Source organism: Pseudomonas sp. MDT1-17, assembly GCF_054898105.1.
This window is the reverse complement of record NZ_JBUBVM010000001.1, coordinates 4,811,655-4,832,924: the sequence shown is the minus strand read 5'-3', so window position 1 is coordinate 4,832,924 and position 21,270 is coordinate 4,811,655. Positions and strand designations below refer to the sequence as shown.

The window sequence follows — 21,270 nt, the reverse complement described above, 5'->3', positions numbered from 1 at the left end:
AGTACGCAACCAATCCCCCTGTGGGAGCGAGCCTGCTCGCGAAAGCGGTATGACATTCAACATCTTCGTCGAATGTTCAGCCGCATTCGCGAGCAGGCTCGCTCCCACATTGGATCTCCATTAGGTGTCCAATGTGGGATCTACAGCATTACTGCATGTTGATGATGACTTCTTCCTGCCACTTCTGAGGCAGCGCCTTGGAGGTCTTTTCCCACGCATCTGCGTCTTTGATCGGCGTGACCTTTTTGTACTGCTCGTTAGGCAGCAGTTGGGCCTTGACGTCATCCGGCAATTTGACGTGGTCGGCGCGGATCGGACGGGCGTTGCCGCGCGCCAGGTTGATCTGACCGGCATCGCTGAAGATGTATTCGCGGGTCAGCTTGGCGGCGTTCGGGTTTTTCGCGTATTTGTTGATGATGGTGGTGTAACCGGAAATCACTGAGCCATCGGATGGAATCAGCACCACGTAATCATCCGGATTTGCCATCTTGGCCTTGTAGCTCAGGCCGTTGAAGTCCCAGACCACGCCGACTTCGATTTCACCCTTTTCCATCGTGGCGATGGTCGGGTTGGCCATGGACAGGCGTCCTTGTTTGGCGATATCTGCGAACAGCAACAGCGCTGGTTGCAGGTTCTTTTCGTCGCCACCGTTGGCCAGTGCTGCGGCCAGTACACCGTTGGCGGCCTGGGCGGCGGTGCTCACGTCACCGATGGAAACCTTGTATTTACCGGTTTTCAGATCAGCCCACTTGGTCGGGGCTTCGGAACCGTGCAGCAGCTTCTTGTTGACGATAAACGCGATAGTGCCGGTGTAGGCCAGCGCCCAGTTGCCGTCCTTGTCCTTGGCCCAATCTGGAATCTGATCCCAGGTAGAGGGTTTGTAAGGTTGCACTACATCTTGTTTGACTGCGATCGGGCCAAAGGCTGCACCGACGTCGCCGATGTCGGCGCTGGCGTTGTCTTTTTCAGCTTTGAACTTGGCAATTTCCTGGGCCGAACTCATGTCGGTGTCGATGTGTTTCAGGCCGTAATTCTTGGCCAGATCATCCCAGGTGCCTTTCCAGTTGGCCCAGTTGTCGGGCATGCCGACACTATTAACCTCACCTTCCGCTTTCGCAGCGGCTTCCAGGGTTTTCAAGTCGGTGTCAGCAGCCATGGCGGCGGTGCACATGGCAATGGTCGAGCCTAACAGTGATGCCAGGAAAAGCTTTTTCATCCGAAGCTCCTTTGGGCGTTTTCAACGCTGCGATTGCGGTTGTGTTGGTCTAGGTCAGCAATACCTGAGCCAATTTAGGCCGGCTGGATGACATTTTGATGTCGACGACCGGTCTACCTCTATGTTCTGCGCTGGAATGCTCAGGCTCCGAGGTAAGCGTAGACCATGGCTAAAGAGCTGATATGAAAGGACTTGGCTGTGAAATTGCAGGTGTCTGGATCAACCGTTCGGCGGCTTTGTCATCTGTCAGTCATAAGCAGTGCCTAGGCTTGCAGGGAGTTGATGGGAGCCGATTGAATCGCGGTTCCGCCCCGAAACAGTGCTGGTCTAGTCCAGATAGGTAACGTTGATGCGCATCGAGACAACCAAAGCGGTGACAGCGATCGGGCAGGTTCTGCAGGAACAGCTTGACCATGGCCTGTTGGCGCCCGGTAGCAAACTGCCGGCCGAGCGTAAACTCAGTGAGTTGTTCGGTACCACGCGAATCACCGTGCGTGAAGCGTTGTTGCAGTTGGAAGCCCAGGGGCAGATTTATCGGGAGGAGCGCCGTGGCTGGTTCGTGTCGCCACCGCGCCTGGCGTATAACCTGATGCAGCGCAGTCACTTTCACGCGATGGTCAGTGCACAGGGGCGTGTGCCGTCCACCGAGGTGATTTCAGCGCGGTTGCAACCGGCGTCGGCGGCGGTCTGTGCCTGGTTGCAGTTGCCGGCGTTGTCGAGCGTGATTCAGATTTGCCGGGCCCGGCGGATTGATGAACGACTGGTGTTGTACGTGGAGCACTATTTGAATCCGCAGTTTTTCCCGGGGATTCTGGATTTCGATTTGAATCAGTCGATTACCGAGCTGTACGCGCGGCATTACGATTTGCACTATGGGCGGGTGCGCTTCGAGATTGTGCCAACGGCGTTGTCGGTGGATGCGGCGGCTGCTTTACGGGTATCGGTGGGGAGCCCGGGGTTGCGCATCGCTCGGGTCAATTACGATCAGCATGAACGGTTGATCGATTGTGACCTGGAGTTTTGGCGGCATGATGCAATTCATGTCGGGGTTGATGTGGTCTGAGCCTGGCCGCCACAGGCTGAGCGCTTGTATTGCGACATTATCCGAAGCGGTAAATGTCCATGCCCAAAGCCCCCATGGTGAAACCCTTGTGAGTCACGCTGAAATTTCCGCCGGCACCGCGGGCAAAATATAAAGGCAGCAAATGTTCATCGCTAGGATGGTTGCGCACGGCATTCGGTGCTTGCTGGCGGTAGTCGTGCAACGCGGTTTCGTCGTTGGCAGCGAGTTTTTCGATCATCCAGTCACGAAATGCCTGGGCCCAGGGCTCGACGCTTTCCGGGCCGGCGTGCCAGTCCAGTTCGCGCAGGTTGTGGGTGATACTGCCGGAACCGATTAATAGCACGCCATGTTCGCGCAGACTGGCCAGCGCATGGCCGACCCGAGTTTGCAGGGACGGGCCGCCACGGGTGGGCAGCGAGACTTGCACCACGGGGATATCGGCGTGTGGATACATCAACGACAAGGGCACCCAGACACCATGGTCGAACGGCCGTTCGGCGTCGATGCGTGCGGGCAGGCCATCAATCTTCAGCAGTTCGGCGACTTCTGCGGCCAACTGTGGATCGCCGGGCGCCGGGTATTGCACGTCGAATAACGCCTGTGGAAATCCGCCGAAGTCATGCCAGGTTTCAGGCTGGGGATTGCCGCTGACGAGCAATTCATTGCTTTCCCAATGCGCAGAAACAATGACGATGGCCTTGGGTTTTGGCAATTCGGCGGCCAGGCGAGCGAGGGCGGGCCCGCTGGCGCCCGGTTCCAGTGCCAACATGGGCGAACCATGGGATATGTACAGGCTGGGGAACATGAATGAGCTCCTGAGGCGTAAGATGGCATCATCTTCAGTCAGATCATTGATCTAAATCTAATATAAGTTTTAGGGTCTTTTGATCGAATTTTCGGGATTAATTATGCAGCCGGAGTTTTGGCACAAGCGGTGGACGTCGAATCAGATCGGCTTTCACCTGCCGGAAGTAAATCCATATCTGCAACGGCACTGGCCGCAGCTGGGCCTGGAGGAGGGCGCGCGCGTACTGGTGCCGTTATGTGGGAAAAGTCTGGATTTGTTGTGGCTGGGGAAATGCGGTCACGAAGTGTTGGGCGTCGAGTTGTCGGAAAAAGCGGTGGAAGACTTCTTTCACGAGCATCAATTTGATCCGGACGTCAGCGATCAAGGCCCCTTCACTGTCTATCGGGCGGGCTCGATCGAGATCTGGTGTGGTGATTTCTTCGCCTTGACGGCCGGCGATGTCGCCGATTGCAGTGCGTTGTACGACCGCGCTGCGTTGATCGCCTTGCCACCGAAGATGCGCGAGCAATACGCCGAGCATCTGAAGCGAATTTTGCCGAAGGATTCGCTGGGCCTGCTGATTACCCTGGACTACGAGCAGACGCAAATGGACGGACCGCCCTTTGCAGTGCTGGATGACGAAGTGCAACGGTTGTTCGGGGCAACGTGGAAGCTGAAGATTCTGGAGGATCAGGACGTTCTGGGCGAGAGTTGGAAGTTCCTGGAAAGCGGTGTTACGCGGCTTGAAGAGCGGGTGTATAGGATTTCCAGCTGATCAGCAGACAAAAAAAGGCCCGCATTCACTGCGGGCCTTTTTTTATTGCGGAACCTCTCAGCCCCGACGACGCAACGCGTCGATGCGCTCTTCCAGCGGCGGGTGGCTCATGAACATGCGGGCGAACCCCTGTTTGATGCCACCGTTGATGCCGAAAGCAGTCAGGGTGTCCGGCATGTGCACCGGCAGACCCTGTTCCGAACGCAGGCGTTGCAGGGCGCCGATCATTGCGGCGGTGCCGGCCAGACGTGCACCGGCTTCATCGGCACGGAATTCGCGTTTGCGCGAGAACCACATGACGATGGCGCTGGCCAGAATGCCCAGGACCAGTTCGGCGAAGATGGTCGCCACGTAGTAGGCAATGCCCCGGCCTTCTTCGTTCTTGAAGATCACCTTGTCGACAAAGTTGCCGATGATCCGTGCGAAGAACATCACGAAGGTGTTCACCACACCCTGGACCAACGCCAGGGTGACCATGTCGCCATTGGCGACGTGGCCGATTTCGTGGGCCAGAACGGCTTTCACTTCATCCGGCGAGAAACGCTCGAGCAGGCCCTGGCTGACCGCGACCAATGCGTCGTTCTTGTTCCAGCCGGTGGCGAAGGCGTTCGCCTCATAGGCCGGGAAAATACCGACTTCGGGCATCTTGATCCCGGCTTCCCGGGACAATTGCTCGACGGTTTGCAGCAGCCATTGCTCGTGACGTGTGCGCGGCTGGCTGATGATTTGGGTGCTGGTGCTCATCTTCGCCATCCACTTGGAGATGAACAGCGAGAACAACGAACCGGCGAAACCAAAGACCGCACAGAAAATCAGCAGCTGATTGAGGTTGAGATCAACCCCGTTGGCCGCCATGAACCCGTTGAAGCCGAAAAGGCTCAGGGTGATGCTGGCAATCAGCACGACCGCCAGGTTAGTGGCCAAAAACAGCAGGATGCGCATCATGGTTGTAGAAATCTCCTCATGCTAAATATGTAGCGTACTGCGGGGTATATAAGGTGCTGACCCGGGCTATTCAACCGGGTGACTATTTCAAACTGTGTCCTACGGCAACAGTCTAGCTGCTTGAAGGGCATTTCCGACGTCGATAGGGGAAGGGTTTGTCAGTCATTTCACGTCGCAGGCCCCGTCGTTGTTGGACGCGAGCGCGCAACGAGTCCCAATCAGCAATTGAAGACGCGATGTTTGGCAGGGCGCAAAGATATGTTGCTGAATCAATCACCGTGCGACTTACGCAAGCGTCGCACGGTGACAGACCGCTTACTGGCGATAGGACTTGAGGAAGTTGCCAATACGTCCAATCGCCATGTCCAGTTCGTCGACTCGGGGCAGAGTGACCACGCGGAAGTGGTCCGGCCAAGGCCAGTTGAAGGCGGTGCCTTGAACCACCAGCAGCTTCTCCGACAGCAGCAGGTCGAGCACGAATTTCTCGTCGTTATGGATCGGGCAGACTTTCGGGTCAATCCGCGGGAACGCATACAGCGCGCCCATTGGCTTGACGCAGCTTACGCCGGGAATGTCGTTGAGCAGTTCCCAGGTACGGTTGCGCTGTTCCAGCAGCCGACCTTGGGGTAGTACCAGATCGTTGATGCTCTGATAACCGCCGAGGGCTGTCTGGATAGCGTGCTGGCTCGGCACGTTGGCACACAGGCGCATGTTCGCCAGCATGTCGATACCTTCGATGTAGCTCTGGGCGTGGTGTTTCGGGCCGGAAATGGCGATCCAGCCGGAACGGAAACCGGCCACGCGATACGACTTGGACAGACCGTTGAACGTCAGGCACAGCAGGTCCGGTGCCAGAGAGGCCGTGCAGATGTGTACGGCATCGTCGTACAGAATCTTGTCGTAGATCTCGTCGGAAAAAACCACCAGGTTGTGCTGACGGGCCAGTTCCAGCATGCCCAGAAGGACTTCTTTCGAATACACCGCGCCGGTCGGGTTGTTCGGGTTGATGATCACCAATGCTTTGGTGTTCGGGGTGATCTTGGCCTTGATGTCGGCCAGGTCCGGCCACCAGTTGGCCTGCTCGTCGCACAGGTAATGCACCGGGTTGCCGCCCGACAGGCTCACCGCGGCGGTCCACAGCGGGTAATCCGGGGCCGGCACCAGCACTTCGTCGCCATTGTTGAGCAGGGCCTGCATCGACATTACGATCAGCTCGGAAACGCCGTTGCCCAAATAGATGTCTTCAATGCCGACGCCTTCCACCTGCTTTTGCTGGTAGTACTGCATGACGGCCTTGCGGGCGCTGAACAAACCCTTGGAGTCGCTGTAGCCCTGAGCGGTCGGCAGGTTGCGGATCACGTCCTGGAGGATTTCATCCGGCGCTTCGAAACCAAAGGGCGCCGGGTTGCCGATGTTCAGCTTGAGGATGCGATGGCCTTCCTCTTCCAGGCGTTTGGCGTGCTTGAGCACTGGGCCGCGAATGTCGTAGCAGACGTTGGCGAGCTTGTTCGATTTGCTGACCTGCATGGCGATGTGTTCCCGAAAATGAACGATCCAGGCGGAGTATGAACAACCGTACTGGGAATCCTGCGTATTCACACAGGCCTGGCGCCTTGAGATGCAGCACCCATAAATCCGTTTGAATGCGCGTGGTCTGGCTGCCAGACTGGCGTTTGACGAGGCGCAATCATACGTGCCGCCCGATCCGTGGAAAAGGTACAGATCGGGCTTTTTCAACTGCTGAGGTGTGATGATGGAAAAGTTGGAAAAAACCCTGGAAGAATGGAAAACAATGCTCGACCCGGAGCAGTACAACGTTTGCCGCCTCAAGGGCACCGAGCGACCGTTTTCCGGCAAATTTAACGACACCAAAACTGACGGTGTTTACCACTGCATCTGCTGCAACGAGCCGCTGTTTGATTCAAAGACCAAATTCGACTCCGGCTGCGGCTGGCCGAGCTTCTATGCGCCGATCGGCGACAGCGCCATGGTCGAAATCCGTGATGTCAGCCACGGCATGGTCCGTACCGAAGTGGTCTGCGGCAAATGCGATGCGCACCTGGGGCACGTGTTTCCCGACGGTCCACCGCCGACCGGTCTGCGTTACTGCATCAATTCGGTGTGCCTGGACCTGGTACCCCGCGTGTAATAAGCCAGAGGGCGATCCGATGATCGCCCTTCGGATATTTAAATTGCACACAATTCAATTGCTCGCTATGTTTGTCTCGTCTTCCCTCATTTGGAGTCCGAATCATGAGCGACAACTTGCTGAGCATCCCTTGCACCACCATCAAGGGTGAGCAAAAGACCCTGGCGGATTTCGCTGGCAAAGCCGTGCTGGTGGTCAACACAGCGAGTAAATGCGGCTTCACCCCGCAGTACAAAGGCCTTGAAGAGTTGTGGCAGACCTACAAGGATCAAGGTCTGGTGGTGCTGGGTTTCCCGTGCAACCAGTTTGGCAAGCAAGAGCCGGGCAACGAAGGGGCGATTTCCGAGTTCTGCGAACTGAACTTCGGCGTCAGTTTTCCGCTGTTCAAAAAGATTGAAGTCAATGGTGCCGGTGCCCATCCGCTGTTCGTTCAACTGAAAAAACGCGCGCCGGGTGTGCTGGGTTCCCAGGGCATCAAGTGGAATTTCACCAAGTTTCTGATTGGCAAGGATGGCCAGATGGTCAAGCGCTTCGCCCCCGCGACCAAGCCGCAGGACCTGAGCCGCGAGATCGAAGCCCTGCTCAAATGAACACCTTGTCAGTCGACTCCCTGAAGCTCGACAGCCAATTGTGCTTCAAACTGTACGCCGCTTCCCGCGCGGTGATCCGCGCCTACAAGCCGATGCTCGATCAGCTCGGCCTGACTTACCCGCAATACCTGGCGATGCTGGTGTTGTGGGAATGGCAGGAAGCAGGCCCTGAGCAGCCGACGGTCAAGGCGTTGGGCGAACGCCTGGCGCTGGATTCCGGCACGCTGACGCCGTTACTCAAGCGTCTTGAGCAACTGCAACTGGTTCAGCGTCAGCGCTCGGCGCGGGATGAGCGTGAAGTGCACTTGAGCCTGTCGCCCACCGGCAAAGCCTTGCGCGAACAGGTCGGGCCGCTCAAGGCCCGTCTGCTGTGCGACAGCGGTGTGGATCTGGATCGCCTGAATGATCTGCGCGATGGCCTTGATCACCTGTTGGGGCAAATCAAAGCACTGTCGTCGTAGGGATCCACACGTCCAGCAGGGCAGCCAACTCTTCCCGGCGGAAGGGTTTTGCCAGGTAATCGCTCATGCCCGCCGCACGACAGCGTTCGCGCTCTTCGGACATGGCGTTGGCGGTCAGGGCGACGATGGGCAGCTGTGGCCAGCGCCCGCTGCGACGGATTTGACGACTGGCCTCGTAGCCGTCCATCACCGGCATGTTGCAGTCCATCAGCACCAGATCGAATTCGCGCTGCTCAAGCTGATCCAGGGCCTCGCCACCATGACCGGCGACGATCACTTCGCAACCGAGTTTTCCGAGCATTCCCTTGGCCACTAATTGGTTGACCGGATTATCCTCCACCAGCAGCACGCGTCCGCGTCGTTGTGGGGAGAGGGTGTCGAGCCGGGCATCGTTGATCGTGTTGAGTTCCGGCTGCAGGACTCGTCGCAGCGTCTGGTACAGCGCGTTGCGCGCCAGAGGCCGCGCCTGTTGTTGCAAGGGGGTGAGGGCGAGGGCTTCTTCGCTGGGCATGAAACTGCCGTAAGCGGTGACCAGCAGAATGGGGGCTGTACACGAGGGACGCAGGCCAAACAGGCATTCGGGGCAATCAGTAATCAGTACATCAGGGTTCAGGCCCAGCAACGAGTCATCGATGGAACGCTGCTGATAGTCGAGCCCCCAGCCGGGCAACACACTGTTCAACAGTTCTGCCAGACCGCTGCTCGCGGCGGTAATTGCGATGACCTTGCCCTGTAAGGCGGCCGGAGGAAGAGCGCGGGTGTGGCTGGGCAGCGGCAGATCCGCGCAGAACTGGCTGCCAAAGCCTGCTTCCGAGCTGATGGTGAGGCGCCCTTGCATGACTTCGCAGAGGTTGTAAGTCAGCGCCAGGCCCAACCCGGTCCCGCCGAATTGCCGGGTAATGCCGGCACCCGCCTGGGTGAAGGGCTGGAAGATCTTGACCTGGGCGTCCTGGGCGATACCGATGCCGGTGTCGCAGACTTCGATTCTGACGCCGTCCTCGAATGTCGAGAGGCGTACATCGACTCGACCGAAACGCGTGAACTTGAGGGCGTTGGACAACAGGTTGCTGACGATTTGTCGGACCCGGGTCGGGTCCCCGAGCACCAGCGCCGGAAAATGCGGATCGATCAGGCAGCTCAGTTCGACGCTCGGCGCGGCGTTCTGTGACAGCAGGTTGGCGGTGTCCTCGATCAGCGCGCCAAGGTCGAACGGAATATGTTCGAGCTCAAGTTGGCCGGCATCGAACTTCGACAGATCGAGAATATCGTTGAGCAGTTCCACCAGTACTTTGCCCGAGTCATGGGCGATGGACAGCTGTTGCTGTTGCTCGGCATTGAGCGGACCGTCCAGGGAAAGCGCGATCATCCCCAGCAGGCCGTTGAGCGGCGTGCGGATCTCGTGGCTCATGTTGGCCAGGAACACCGAGCGCGCGTCGGCCATACCCAGTGCGGTGCTGCGGGCGACTTCCAGCTCCTGATTGGATTGGCTGAGCCGAGTGTTGATCGCCTTGAGTTCCGCCGTACGGGCCGAGACGATGTTCTCCAGTTGCCCGAGGTAGTCGGTCAGACGGTTTTCGGCGTTGCGTCGCTGCTGGATTTCGGTGGCGATGTTTTCGAACTGTTGATTGGCAACCATGACCAGTACACCGATTTCATCGTTTTCATGGCCCGTCGGACATTTCATCGACGTCGGCTCCGCGCTGCGCGGGTCGCGACTACTGAGTTCGCGGATGACACGCACCAACGGCTTGGTCAGCATCACATAGAACAGCGCCAGCAGGATGCCGGTCAGCAGCAGGCTGCGGGCGAAGCCATTGAGCAGTGTCACCTCGGCCCGGCGCAGGAACCGGTTGCCGAATGAATAGGTGTCGACGTCCAGACGCAGGGTGCCGAGCGATTCGGTGGGCAAGTGATCCAGGTAGAGACGGTCTTCGAACTGCCGGTTGGCGCCGAACAGGAAGTCGCTGATTACCCGATAGCCGCTTTGCACGCCTGGGCGTTTGACGTTGGCCAGCACGGTACTGTTGTTGTCGATCAATTGCGCGCCGATGATTGCCGGCGAGCGCAACAGGCCCAGGGTCAATTCCTGAGCGAGTTCGGCGTCGATGTTGTAGGCGATGCGGGACGCGGGGTTATGGCTGATTTCCAGTAAAGACAGGATTTCGCGGTTGATGGAGGCGTCTTCACTGGCATAATCGATGCCTATTTGCAGCAGACTGAGCAGCGTGCCCAGAATGAAACCGACCAGCACCGTAAGCCTGGCTTGCTTGTAGGACAGCCGGTTGGTGAACTTGATATCCATGGGGTGTTGAACCACTTCCGTTTCCCTTCGCTGCTCAAGCATAGTCGATCATGCATGGATACCGATGTTCTCGCGAGCCCTTGTGCCAAGGGATGAACCGGACACCGAGCGCTGTGTTTCGTCGCTGTATCGCCATCATTACTGTGAACGTGCCTGAGGAGAAGACGTGGATTCCCGATTAAATGCTTTTCTTGAACGCGCCGATGCCGTTTTGGCCCGTATCGAACCGCTGCTGCCCGCACCTCGGCAAGTCATCGACTGGAACCACTGCCTGGCTGCACGCTGGCAGCGCGAGGGGCGCAGCGGTTTTATGCTGCCGCTGCAAGTCAGCCTCGACATGCGTTTGTCCGACCTGATCGGCGTCGACCGGCAACTGGAGCAACTGGGGCGAAATACCCAACAGTTCCTCGACGGCATGCCGGCCAACCACGCGTTGCTCTGGGGCTCGCGCGGCACCGGTAAATCGTCGCTGGTTCGCGCCTTGCTGGCCGAACACGCCAAGGCAGGTTTGCGGCTGATCGAGATCGAACGCGATCACCTGGCAGACTTGCCGCGAGTGGTCGAACAAATCGCCAAGCTGCCGCAGCGTTTCGTGCTGTTCTGCGATGACCTGTCGTTCGAGTCGGGCGAGGGTGACTATCGGGTGCTCAAGAGTGTGCTCGACGGTTCTCTCGAACAGGCGCCGGATAACGTGTTGCTGTACGCCACTTCCAACCGTCGCCATCTGGTGCCGGAAAAGGAAAGCGATAACGAAAACTGGAAACGGGTCGACGGCGAACTCCATCCCAGCGAGGCGGTGGAAGACAAGATTGCGCTGTCGGACCGTTTCGGATTGTGGCTGTCGTTCTACCCGTTTACCCAGGAACACTTCCTCAACGTCGTCGAACACTGGATCGGTCAACTGGCCGACAAGTCTGGCCTCAAGTGGCAGCGAGACGAAGAGCTGGACATCCTCGCGGTGCGCTGGGCCACGGGGCGGGGTAATCGCAATGGACGTTGCGCGTATCAATTTGCCCGCTACTGGGTCGGGCTGAAGCTGTTGGAGCACAAGGCATGATCGATTTACAGAAAAGCGGCCATGGCCTCGAAGGCTACGGCATGCTGTGGGCACAATTGGAGTCATTGCTGGCGGACGAGCGGGATTTCATCGCTAACGCCGCGCAGTTCTCGGCGTTCCTGTTCAACCAGCTCGATGACCTGAACTGGGCTGGGTTCTACCTCAATCGCAACGAAGAACTGGTACTCGGCCCTTTTCAAGGACAGATCGCCTGCGTGCGGATTCCATTCGGTCGGGGCGTGTGCGGGGCTGCGGCGGCGACCTTGCAGACCCAGTTGGTCGAGGACGTGCATGCGTTCCCCGGTCACATCGCTTGTGACAGCGCGTCGAACAGCGAGCTGGTGGTGCCACTCGTCAAGGACGGCCGATTGATTGGTGTGCTGGACCTCGACAGCCCGAAACTGGCGCGTTTTACCGCTGAAGATCAGGCCGGTATCGAGCAATTGGCGGCGATTTTCCTGCGCCTGACCGACTGCTGATCATGCCCTCAAGCCTGCCTTGACCAGCAGGCTCGCCGGATCCACCGCATCGATTTGTTGGGGGTCGAGGAATCGATCGGCGTACTGCAAATAGATTTGTGCGTTGATGAACAGCCCGAACAACTCAGGATCGATGTGGGCGTCCCGGCACATGGTGGCCATGATGCCCAGCGCTTCGCTCAACGACTTGGCATTCTTGTAGGGGCGATCGGCGGCGGTCAGTGCTTCGAAAATATCGGCAATCGCCATCATCCGCGCCGGCAGGCTCATCTCTTCACGCTTCAACTGTTTGGGATACCCGGTGCCGTCCATTTTTTCATGGTGGCCGCCGGCGATCTCCGCGACGTTGTTGAGGTGGCCGGGGAAGGGCAGGTGGCTGAGCATCAGAATCGTCTGCACCATGTGGTGATTGATGATGTAACGCTCCTCGCGGGTCAGGGTGCCTCGGGCAATGCTCAGGTTGTAGAGCTCGCCCCGGTTGTACTTGTAGCGCGGCACATCGAGTTTGAACCCCCAGGGATTATCCTCCGGAATAAGTTCGGCTTCGGGTCGTTCGAACAGGTGCTCGGGTTTGTCCGCCAGCAATGGCTCGCTGACCGGCAGTGTCGGTGCCGGGGTTCGCGCCTGGCGCCGGTTCTCTTCCCAGGAAACACCCAGCCGGTCATCCAGTGTTCGGGTCCAGGTGCGCTGGGCCATGCTGTGCAGGCGTTGCAGGTCGGACTCGGCCATCGCCTCGCCACCGAGGTTGCAGCGGGCAACGAACGCGAAGTCATCGTCCAGTCCCGCCAGAGTGGCATTGCGCAGTTCGGCCAGGTGCTGTTCGTCACCGCCCAGGGCCATGGCTTGCCAATAGTTGATCCAGACATCGCGCTTGAGCACTTCGAAACGGGTACGGATTTCGTGGATGCGGTCGTTAAGCGTTTCCAGCTTCGTGGCTTTATCGACCACGTATTCCGGCGTGGTGACCTTGCCGCAATCGTGTAGCCAGGCCGCGATGTGCAGCGCTTCCCATTCATCCTCGGTGGGCTGATAGCCACTGAAGGCCGGGTCCTGACTGGCCGCGGCAGCTTGGGCGAGCATCAGGGTCAGCGCCGGCACTCGCTGGCAGTGACCGCCGGTGTAGGGGCTTTTGGCGTCAATCGCACCAGCCAGCAGTTGGATGAAGGAATCCAGCAGTTGTTTTTGTTTGGCTTGCAGACGCTGACTTTCAATACTCACGGCGGCCGCACCGGATACGGCCTGGAGGAACGCGATGCGGTCCGGACGAAGTTTTTCCAGATCGCTCTGGTTGCCGGTATCGGCTAACAGCAGGACTAGCAGGCCCACGGTTTCGTTATGACGATTGTGCAATCGAATACCGATCAGATGAACGCGGGGGCACTCCAGCGCAAGCAATACTTTCTGCAAATCCCCGGCCTGTTCGAAACCCAGCGTGGTGACGACGTTGTTGGCATTCGCCAGCTGCCGTAGCCATGCCGGGCTTTGCGGAGCCTGGAGTTCGTGTCCTCGAAGATCAAATGACGGCAATGCCTGTGAGGTGCCGTTGATGACCAGACCCTGCGGCTCCATGCGATCGCCATCACCTTCGCGCAGGTAGATCAGACCGGCCTGGGCCTGGCCGATTTTCACCGTTTCAAACAACACGCGTTCCAGCAAGGGGGCAAAACGGACCTCGGCGCTCAGGCTTTCGGTGATCTGGAAAAAACTCGCCAGGGTGTCTTTCATGCGCGTCATCGATACGCTCAGTTGGTCGACTTCGAGCACGGGAGAGCGACGTGAGGCCGGAAAGTTGAAGTCAAAACTGCGAACCGCATCGGCCTCTCGCACCAGCGCGCGCAGGGGTTTAACCAGAATCCGAGAGGTCAGCCATCCCAGCGGCAGGCACAGCAACAGCGTGGCGAGGGTAATCAGCGCGCCTTGCCAGCGCATGCGGTAGGCATCGGCGAGCAATTCATCTTCCGGCACCAGCAGCGCCAGTTGCAGTCCCTGGGGGCCGCCCTCCTGCATGCTGCTGCGGGCAACGATCCATTGACGACCGGCGACATCCAGGCGGTTACCTTCGGGGGGATTGTTGAGCAATGCACCGAGGCTGGGGCTCAGGTCAGCGGCTTTGATCAGGCGGGCAGTCTGATCGTCGATGATCAGTTTGCTGCTGTCGGGATAAGCAATGGCATTGCCCTCGGCATCGAACAGCACGATTTCGGTACTGGGGGTCACCACGTGTTTGGCCAGGGTCGCGGAGAGTTCCGCCAGGGTCAGATCGGCGCCCATGACGGCTTGTTCGCCGCTGCGCCGGGCCAGGGTGGTGCCGACATTGTGGGTGGAGAAAAAAATGTAGGGTTCGGTGGTGATCTGATCCCGGTCGCTGCGGGCGTTGGCATACCAGGCGCGGGTTCGCGGATCGTAGGTTTCGTCGGGGTTGTCCTGGCGGCTGATGAGGGCCAGATCTTGATCGAAAAACAGTGATTGGGAGCGGGCCTTTGCGCTGTCGCCGGTTCGCTCAATGCTCCACACCTGATAAGCCGCAGTGTCCGGGGCATTGAGGAGCGTTTTCAGACCGGGGGTTCGCAAGGGCCTAACCATGAAAAAATCACCGTTGCCGTAGCCCAGATACAGCGAGGCCAGGTCGGGGTTGTCCTTGAGTGACTGGCTGAAGGGTTTGAACAACGCCAGCCGTTGCTCCAGGTCAGGTGCCTGCGTCGCCGGGTAATCCGCCAACAGGCTCAGCAGGTGACGAATCGGCTCATAGGTGGTGTGCAGGTCCCGACGGACGTCCTGCTCGATGCGGTTGAAAAGCTTTTCACTGCTGGAAAGGATGATCTGCGTGGTGTGTCGGTAGTTGAAAATGCCCAGCACCACTCCAGTCAGCATCAGCAGGAGAGTGAACATTACGCTGATATGGACGTGCAGGGGAAACCGCCGTTGATCCGGGCGCAGTGGGCTGGGCATTGCAGGTCTCTCCATGATGGTTAACACACTGCTCAGCGTCCTAGCATAGTTAAGGCCCTGTCATTCTGCTGTTGTCGTTTTGGCCAATCTGTTGCTGCAAGGCTTGCTCCAGTTCGAGCATGGCGCGCTCTATAGCCTTGCTGCAGTCGGCCACCTCGTCATGATGGAACACTTCATGGCAGGCCTTTTCCAGCGCCTCACAGCTGTCGATCACCCGGGAAGCCTGGACGATTCGGGCGGCGCCCTTGATTTTATGGGCGACGTCGAGAAATGACTGGGGGTCTTTGGATCGGGACAGGGCCAGCAGTTCTTGTCGGTCCAGACGGTTGCTGTTCAACAGTTCGGCCAACAATCGCTGGTCCAATAGCGGATTTCCACCCGTCAAAAGACGCAGTCCTTGCAGGCTGAACGCCGGATCGCGGACGGTCGGCCTGATACCTTCAACCCACTGACTCAAGGCTGTCAGGGTGAGGGGTTTGAACAGGCAGTCGTCCATCCCGGCTTGTTTGCAGCGATGTATTTCTTCCGGTTGCGCGTTGGCGGTATAACCCAGAACGGTACAGGGCGGGCGTTGCGTGTGTCGTTCCTGGCGGCGAATGGCGCGGGCCAGTTCGTATCCGTTCATGATCGGCATGTTGCAATCGACAATGACCAGATCGAACGACTCTGCTTTCCACGTCTCGTATCCCGCTTCGCCATCCGCCTGGACGCTGAATCGATGCCCCAGAAACTCCAGTTGCTGGCACATGAGCAAGCGATTGGCCGGGTGATCGTCGACCACCAGAACGTTCAAGGGGGTCGTCGTGGTGTGTATCTGCGCTTCAACAGTCTCCGGCACCTGCGCGAGTGGCAGTGTTGCCAGGTGCAACGAAACCTCGACTTGAGTGCCCACGCCCGGCTGGCTGCTCAATTGCAGGCTGCCACCCATCATCTCGCACAGGCTGCGGCTGATCACCAGGCCAAGTCCTGCGCCACCTCTGTCTGAATGTGCGCAGTTATCGGCTTGAGCGAAGGGTTCGAATAACCGCTGCTGATCCTGTTCGCTGATGCCTATGCCACTGTCCTGAACGTGCAACAGCATCCGAACCCGCTCGGGTTCGGCGGTGGGCTGCAGGTCGACGATGACCCGGACCTGGCCCTGCTCCGTAAAATTGATGGCGTTGCTGACCAGGTTGGACAGCACCTGCTTGAAGCGCATCGGGTCCAACAGGACATCGAACTCTGGATTGGCAGGGCGGAATTCCAGCAGCAGTCGGAGATTTTGCTGGCGAGCCAGTCCATCGAAGACCCGCACGACCGAGGTCACGATTTCACTTGGATTGACGCGTTCAGGGCTCAGGCTGAGACGTCCGGATTCGATCCGTGCAATGTCGAGAATGTCCCCGATCAGTTCCAGCAGGTCCTTCGCCGAGTTGTACGCCACATCGATGGCCGGGCGATCCGGGTGCTCATGATCGATACGCTTGAGTGTCAGTTCAAGCATGCCGATGACCGCATTCATTGGGGTGCGGATCTCATGGCTCATGGTTGCCAGAAACGTGCTTTTTGCCCGGTTGGCTTCATCGGCGCGCTCTTTCGCGCAGCGCAGCTCATCAAACAGTTGCCGCCGTTCGCTGATGTCGATCCAGCCGCCGATGATGCCTTGAACTTCACCGCTCGAATCACGGTAGGGCAGAATCCAGTGGTAAATCGTCAGTCTGCGGCCGCCGATGTGCAACGCGCGGTCGAGTATCAGCGGTATGCCTTCGGCCACGACGCGCTGGTAATCGGCCTGATATTCCCGGGCTTCGAACGCATTGCTCATGTTGCCCTGCATGACGCTTTTGCCGATGACGTCTTCACGTTTCGCGCAGAAGGCTTCCAGGTAACTGTCGTTGCAGCTTTGCAGCAATCCCTCGCGATCGCGTACGTAGATGGGATGAGGCGTGCCGTTGACCAGTGATCGCATGAATTCGAATTGATCGTTCAACGCGCGCTCCGCTGCCTGACGCTGCTTTATCTGGCGACGCATGTAAGCGTTCCAGGCAACGGAAATCAGCAGCAGCACCCCGGCACCGATAACGATTTGGTAGAACAGTCGGTGATAGAGACGCCAGGTACTTTGTGAGGACGCCGAATAGCCACGCCAGCGGCTGTTGATGATGCCCAGCTCTTGCGGCTCAATGCTCAGCAGCGCCTTGTTGAGGATGGCGTTCAGTTCTTTGGCCTCTCGGCCTGTGGCCAGGGAGAACGCGGCCTGGCGGGTACCGATGGTGGTACTGATTTGAAGTGTGTGCTCGAAGAGCCGCGATGAGATGAAGTAGTTGGCAATCACCAGCGAGTTCACCGCGCCGTCTGCCTTGCCCTCGGCCAGCAACTCCACGGCGCTGAATGCGTCCGGTGTTTCAATCAGCTTGATCCGTGGAAACTCGCTGCGCAGGTAATCCACCAGGGGATTGCCTTCGGCAATTGCCAGGCGTTTGTCCTGCAACTGCGCAAGGCTTGTCGGGCTGTCGGCGGCTTTGCGAGTCAGCAGGACAAAGGAGTTTTGCAGATAGGGTCGGGTGAAATTCAACGTCGTTTCACGTTGGGCGCTGGGGAGCAAGGCGGCGATCACGTCGGCCTTATTGTCCTTGATCTGCTCGATCATCTCGCCATCGCTGCGGCTGCGATGGACGTCGAAGCGTAACCCGGTGCGCAATCTGATCAGCTCGAGCAAGTCCGCGGTAACCCCGCGAAAGTTGTTATCACTGTCGAAAAACGTCAGCGGCGCAAAGGCCTCATTGACCACCACCCGGACTACCGGATGTTGCGCCAGCCAGCGTTCCTCGTTGTCAGTGAGCTGCAGTTTTTGATCGGTGAGAAGAATGTCACTGCCGGCACTCCAGCGTTTGGCGATGTTATCGCGTTCGCTGGTGGGGATCGCCCTGAGCATTGCGTTGATGATCCCGAGCAATTGCGGGTTGTCTCTGCGCACAGCAAAGCTGAAACCGTGGGCTTCGTGTTTGCCGAAGTTGGCCATGCGGATATTGTTCAGATAGCCCTTGTTGATCATGTAATGGGTGGAAATAGTGTCACCCAGAAAAACATCAGCCTGGTCGAAGGCAACTGCATTGATCGCATTCTGGTAGGACGGAAAGGACGTGATGATCGCCCTCGGATACATTGCCTCGACCTCTTCCAACGGCAGATAGTGATACACCATGCTCAGCCGTAGACCGGCCAGGCCATCGGTCAAGGATCTGATTTCTCCTTCGCGCGTGACCAGAACCGGCTGGTCTACGGCGTAGGGTGTGGAAAGTACAATGTCGGCGTTATGCGCTTCGAATCCGTTGGCGCTACCCAGCAAGTCGACTTCGCCGTTTTCGAGTGCTTCGATTGCGGCCTCCCGGGACGCAAAGCGCAGAACCTTGATTGGCAAACCGGTTGTTGTGCCCAGGATGCCCGCGTAATCGGCGGTATAACCTTCATAGTCGCGACCACTGGTGGTCATGTCGAAAGGGGGGTAGTCCGGCGCTGACGTGCCAAGGATCAGTTCCCGTTTATTCTTGATCCATTGTCGTTGTGATTTATCCAGTTGGACTTCCTGATGTCCGGTCATTGAGCGACTGAGCAGGGTGTAGTTCTCGCTGACGGCCTGCGCAGCGAGCACTGAGGTGCTCAGGCATAAACCGGCGGCCATCAGTGTCAGATAATCCTTTATACGACTGGGCATCCTGTCTCTCACACTAAGGCGTTACGTTTTGCCATATCGATGAGTTCAACCAGAGATTTGGCTTTGAGTTTTTGCATGAGGCGTTTTTTATAAGTGCTGACAGTCTTGTTGCTTAAAAACATACCTTTGGCAATTTCCTTGTTGGTGCGGCCCTGGGCAAACAGTTGCAATACCATCAGTTCTCGGTCATTGACTGACTTGAACAATTCCAGGTCGGCGAAGCGCGCGTCATCACAGCGAACAGGATTCAAGGCCTGACTTGGAAAATAGTTGTACCCTGACAATACGGCTTTTATAGCACTGACCAGTTCACTCAGATCTTCTTGTTTGCACACATAACCCGATGCACCGGATTGCATGCAGCGAATACCAAAAAGTGTCGGGCACTGTGCTGTAAGCACCAAAGTTTTGAGACGGGTACTCATCGCGTTGAATCGGGCGAGAACTTCCAGCCCATCCAGTTTGGGAATACTGATGTCGAGAATGACCAGGTCGGGCGTGCATTCGCGAACCATCTGCATGGCATCGACCCCATTATCAGTTTCGCCGACGACTTCGTAACCTTCATGTTCAAGCAACATTCTGACGGCAAGGCGAATGACCGGGTGATCGTCGACAATAAAAACGGAGTTCATAATCAAATCCCATACGAGCGCAAATAAAGCGCGCACCTTAGCTCAGTTAGCTGAGGTGACGCATGAACTGGCGGACCTGTAGCGGCAATATAGGAAGATTCCTACAGATGAAGAGGAATAGGACTACGCATCAACTGGATTATTTGTGAAGAAGGGCGAAGTTTGTCGAAGCTTGGTCGAAGTGTTGCAAGTATTGAGTTGTAAACTTCAAGTTGTGTTCGTGCTGAATTTTTAATGCGTTCGGTGTAGGTTCTTTACAGTGAAGCCAAGGTCAACAAATATCTGAATTCGGATTGTTTCAGCGGCTTGATCAAGTAACCCAACAAGGGCAGTCCGTGTTCGTTGGCTTTTTTTTCAAGTTTGTCCAGTTCAGCGGATGTCAGGCTACTTAACAGTATTGCCTGTCTGATCATCCCCCGGTGGCTGGCGATTTCGACCAGGTCAAGCCCGCAGAGGTCGGGCAGACATTGATCGCATAAAAGAATATCAAACGGTTGCCCGGCCTTGAGCATTTTTTGCAGCGCGCCATCGGCACTGTCGGTGGTGGTCAGATGGGTGAAACCGTAACTCTCAAGCAGGTATTGAGTCGCCTTGAGTTGAAAGGGATGATCTTCCACCAGCAAGATGCGCAGATCGTCTTTGAACATAGGTTTATTCACGCTTCTTCTGTCGAACGGAGGGAAGCGGGATTATTTCGCGAGGTTACTGAATAATCGATCAGTTAGCTCAGCACATGTTGTAGGGGGATTCGGCGAACGTTGAGTGCACTTGGGTTATGAGAGGTCAATCAGCCATCGAAGGCAGTGTAATGGCTGATCAACCGGGTCTCATCAGTGGCTCGAACGACCGGTCATCTCCAGCGCCATTTCGCTCGCATAGCTGTCGGTCATGCCGGCGATGAAGTCAATCATCCGTAGAAACGAGGTGTGCAATGGGCCGTGGGGATCGGGTGCATTGTTGCCCAACAGGTCGAGGATGCGGCGACTCTTGAAGGACGGCGTTCGACCGTTATGCTGTTCCAGTGCCGCGCCGCAGAAGGCGTTGAGCAGGATTTCCAGCGTGGTGTATGCGCCGATTTCATGCAGGGTCTTGCGCTTGTCCTGGAAGATTTTTTTGCGCGCCATGTCCTTGGCATTCAGTACGCAACGCTTGGCAGGGCCGTGCATGTGCTCCACCAGATCACCGGGCAGCGTGCCGGCCAGCAACGCGTCCTGTTGCTCGACAAAGGCGCGGGCTGCGGCGTTGGTCAGGTGTTCAATGGCTTTGCCTCGCAAGATCGCCAGTTTGCGCCGACGCGAATCCTGTGGACCAAGCTGGCGATAGGTTTCCGGCAGATCGTCACCCACGAGGTCCAGCAATAGCGACTCGACTTCGGCGTATTCCAGCAGCTCCATTTCCAGACCATCTTCCAGATCGATCAACGCGTAGCAGATGTCATCGGCAGCCTCCATCAGATACACGAGCGGATGGCGCGCCCAGCGTTGTTCCTCGAGTTGCGGCAGACCGAGTTTATGGGCGATCTGTTCCAGTAGCGGCAATTCGCTCTGATAGCAGCCGAACTTGTGTTTCTTGTAGCCCAGTGAATCGGCGTGTTTCGCCGTCCATGGATACTTCAGATAAGTACCCAGGGTGGCGTAGGTCAACCGGGTGCCGCCGTCGAACTGGTGATATTCCAGCTGGGTAAGTACCCGGAAGCCTTGGGCGTTGCCTTCGAAGTTGAGGAAGTCATTGCGTTCGACTTCACTCATTGCATCCAGCCAGCCACGGCCGGCGGCTTGCAGGAACCAGTGACGAATGGCGTCTTCGCCGGAGTGGCCGAAGGGCGGATTGCCGATGTCATGGGCCAGGCAGGCCGATTGCACCACCATCCCCAGATCGCTGGGCTCGCACCAGTCGGGGAGGGCGCTGCGAATGGTTTCGCCGACGCGCATGCCCAGCGAACGGCCGACGCAGCTGACCTCCAGCGAGTGGGTCAGGCGCGTGTGGATATGATCGTTGCTGGTGACCGGATGGACCTGGGTCTTACGCCCGAGGCGGCGGAACGCTCCCGAGAAAATGATGCGGTCGTGGTCTTTGTGGAAAGGGCTGCGGCCGAGTTCTTCCGGGCTGTGCAGAGGCTTTCCGAGGCGTTCGCGGGTAAGCAGGGTTTGCCAATCCAAGGCTGGTTC

At 57.8% G+C, this 21,270-nt stretch carries 17 protein-coding genes; 7 read left to right on the top strand and 10 right to left on the bottom strand.

The window, feature by feature from the left end; all coding sequences use genetic code 11:
- Positions 1-148: 148 nt before the first annotated feature.
- Positions 149-1,216: an ABC transporter substrate-binding protein gene (locus tag ACYZTX_RS22375; protein WP_462035888.1), complete on the bottom strand. Its 1,068-nt coding sequence runs from the start codon at positions 1,214-1,216 to the stop codon at positions 149-151.
- A gap of 349 nt (positions 1,217-1,565) precedes the next feature.
- Between ACYZTX_RS22375 and ACYZTX_RS22370 the strand changes: the two genes are divergently transcribed.
- Positions 1,566-2,279, top strand: coding sequence for a UTRA domain-containing protein (locus ACYZTX_RS22370; RefSeq protein ID WP_008145862.1), 714 nt, complete (start codon positions 1,566-1,568; stop codon positions 2,277-2,279).
- 37 nt (positions 2,280-2,316) lie between these two features.
- Here the strand turns inward: ACYZTX_RS22370 and ACYZTX_RS22365 are convergent, their stop codons facing one another.
- The gene (locus ACYZTX_RS22365) at positions 2,317-3,084 is read right to left on the bottom strand and encodes a DODA-type extradiol aromatic ring-opening family dioxygenase (protein WP_462035887.1); all 768 of its coding nucleotides are present in this window, start codon (positions 3,082-3,084) and stop codon (positions 2,317-2,319) included.
- A gap of 103 nt (positions 3,085-3,187) precedes the next feature.
- On the opposite strand from ACYZTX_RS22365, the gene ACYZTX_RS22360 reads away from it, so the two are divergent.
- Positions 3,188-3,841 carry a thiopurine S-methyltransferase gene (locus ACYZTX_RS22360; protein ID WP_462035886.1) on the top strand — a complete coding sequence of 218 codons (654 nt, stop codon included), beginning with the start codon at positions 3,188-3,190 and terminating at the stop codon, positions 3,839-3,841.
- A 57-nt stretch (positions 3,842-3,898) separates the two neighbouring features.
- Here ACYZTX_RS22360 and htpX read toward each other — a convergent pair whose 3' ends face one another.
- Together htpX and ACYZTX_RS22350 are read right to left on the bottom strand one after the other, a co-directional pair.
- A complete protein-coding gene (gene htpX / locus ACYZTX_RS22355; protein WP_462035885.1) occupies positions 3,899-4,786 on the bottom strand; it encodes a protease HtpX in 888 nt (295 codons plus the stop codon).
- 315 nt (positions 4,787-5,101) lie between these two features.
- A complete protein-coding gene (locus ACYZTX_RS22350) occupies positions 5,102-6,313 on the bottom strand; it encodes a pyridoxal phosphate-dependent aminotransferase (RefSeq protein WP_219095308.1) in 1,212 nt (403 codons plus the stop codon).
- A 226-nt stretch (positions 6,314-6,539) separates the two neighbouring features.
- Here ACYZTX_RS22350 and msrB point away from each other — a divergent pair, with 226 nt between their 5' ends.
- From msrB to ACYZTX_RS22335, 3 genes are all read left to right on the top strand, one after another.
- The gene (gene msrB, locus ACYZTX_RS22345; RefSeq protein ID WP_462035884.1) at positions 6,540-6,935 is read left to right on the top strand and encodes a peptide-methionine (R)-S-oxide reductase MsrB; all 396 of its coding nucleotides are present in this window, start codon (positions 6,540-6,542) and stop codon (positions 6,933-6,935) included.
- A gap of 104 nt (positions 6,936-7,039) precedes the next feature.
- On the top strand, positions 7,040-7,525 hold the full coding sequence (locus tag ACYZTX_RS22340) for a glutathione peroxidase (protein WP_462035883.1): 486 nt from the start codon (positions 7,040-7,042) through the stop codon (positions 7,523-7,525).
- On the top strand, positions 7,522-7,986 hold the full coding sequence (locus ACYZTX_RS22335; RefSeq protein ID WP_462035882.1) for a MarR family winged helix-turn-helix transcriptional regulator: 465 nt from the start codon (positions 7,522-7,524) through the stop codon (positions 7,984-7,986). The genes ACYZTX_RS22340 and ACYZTX_RS22335 overlap by 4 nt, the downstream gene beginning before the upstream one ends.
- On the opposite strand, the gene ACYZTX_RS22330 is transcribed toward ACYZTX_RS22335, so the two are convergent.
- The gene (locus ACYZTX_RS22330; protein WP_462035881.1) at positions 7,967-10,288 is read right to left on the bottom strand and encodes a hybrid sensor histidine kinase/response regulator; all 2,322 of its coding nucleotides are present in this window, start codon (positions 10,286-10,288) and stop codon (positions 7,967-7,969) included. The genes ACYZTX_RS22335 and ACYZTX_RS22330 overlap by 20 nt on opposite strands.
- 166 nt (positions 10,289-10,454) lie before the next feature.
- On the opposite strand from ACYZTX_RS22330, the gene ACYZTX_RS22325 reads away from it, so the two are divergent.
- Both ACYZTX_RS22325 and ACYZTX_RS22320 read left to right on the top strand, forming a co-directional pair.
- Positions 10,455-11,345 (top strand): ATP-binding protein, encoded by an 891-nt coding sequence (locus ACYZTX_RS22325; protein ID WP_462035880.1) that lies wholly within the window; start codon positions 10,455-10,457, stop codon positions 11,343-11,345.
- Positions 11,342-11,824, top strand: a complete 483-nt coding sequence (locus ACYZTX_RS22320; protein ID WP_462035879.1) for a GAF domain-containing protein — start codon at positions 11,342-11,344, stop codon at positions 11,822-11,824. Before ACYZTX_RS22325 ends, ACYZTX_RS22320 begins: the two co-directional genes overlap by 4 nt.
- Here the strand turns inward: ACYZTX_RS22320 and ACYZTX_RS22315 are convergent, their stop codons facing one another.
- From ACYZTX_RS22315 to ACYZTX_RS22295, 5 genes are all read right to left on the bottom strand, one after another.
- Positions 11,825-14,773 carry an HD domain-containing phosphohydrolase gene (locus ACYZTX_RS22315; protein WP_462035878.1) on the bottom strand — a complete coding sequence of 983 codons (2,949 nt, stop codon included), beginning with the start codon at positions 14,771-14,773 and terminating at the stop codon, positions 11,825-11,827.
- 49 nt (positions 14,774-14,822) lie between these two features.
- Positions 14,823-18,467 carry a transporter substrate-binding domain-containing protein gene (locus tag ACYZTX_RS22310; protein WP_462035877.1) on the bottom strand — a complete coding sequence of 1,215 codons (3,645 nt, stop codon included), beginning with the start codon at positions 18,465-18,467 and terminating at the stop codon, positions 14,823-14,825.
- Between the two features lie 8 nt (positions 18,468-18,475).
- Positions 18,476-19,102 (bottom strand): response regulator, encoded by a 627-nt coding sequence (locus ACYZTX_RS22305; protein ID WP_462035876.1) that lies wholly within the window; start codon positions 19,100-19,102, stop codon positions 18,476-18,478.
- Positions 19,103-19,356: 254 nt separating this feature from the next.
- Complete coding sequence (locus ACYZTX_RS22300; protein WP_462035875.1) at positions 19,357-19,749, bottom strand: response regulator; 393 nt, start codon at positions 19,747-19,749, stop codon at positions 19,357-19,359.
- A gap of 183 nt (positions 19,750-19,932) precedes the next feature.
- Positions 19,933-21,261, bottom strand: a complete 1,329-nt coding sequence (locus tag ACYZTX_RS22295) for a deoxyguanosinetriphosphate triphosphohydrolase (RefSeq protein ID WP_462035874.1) — start codon at positions 21,259-21,261, stop codon at positions 19,933-19,935.
- Positions 21,262-21,270: the final 9 nt, after the last annotated feature.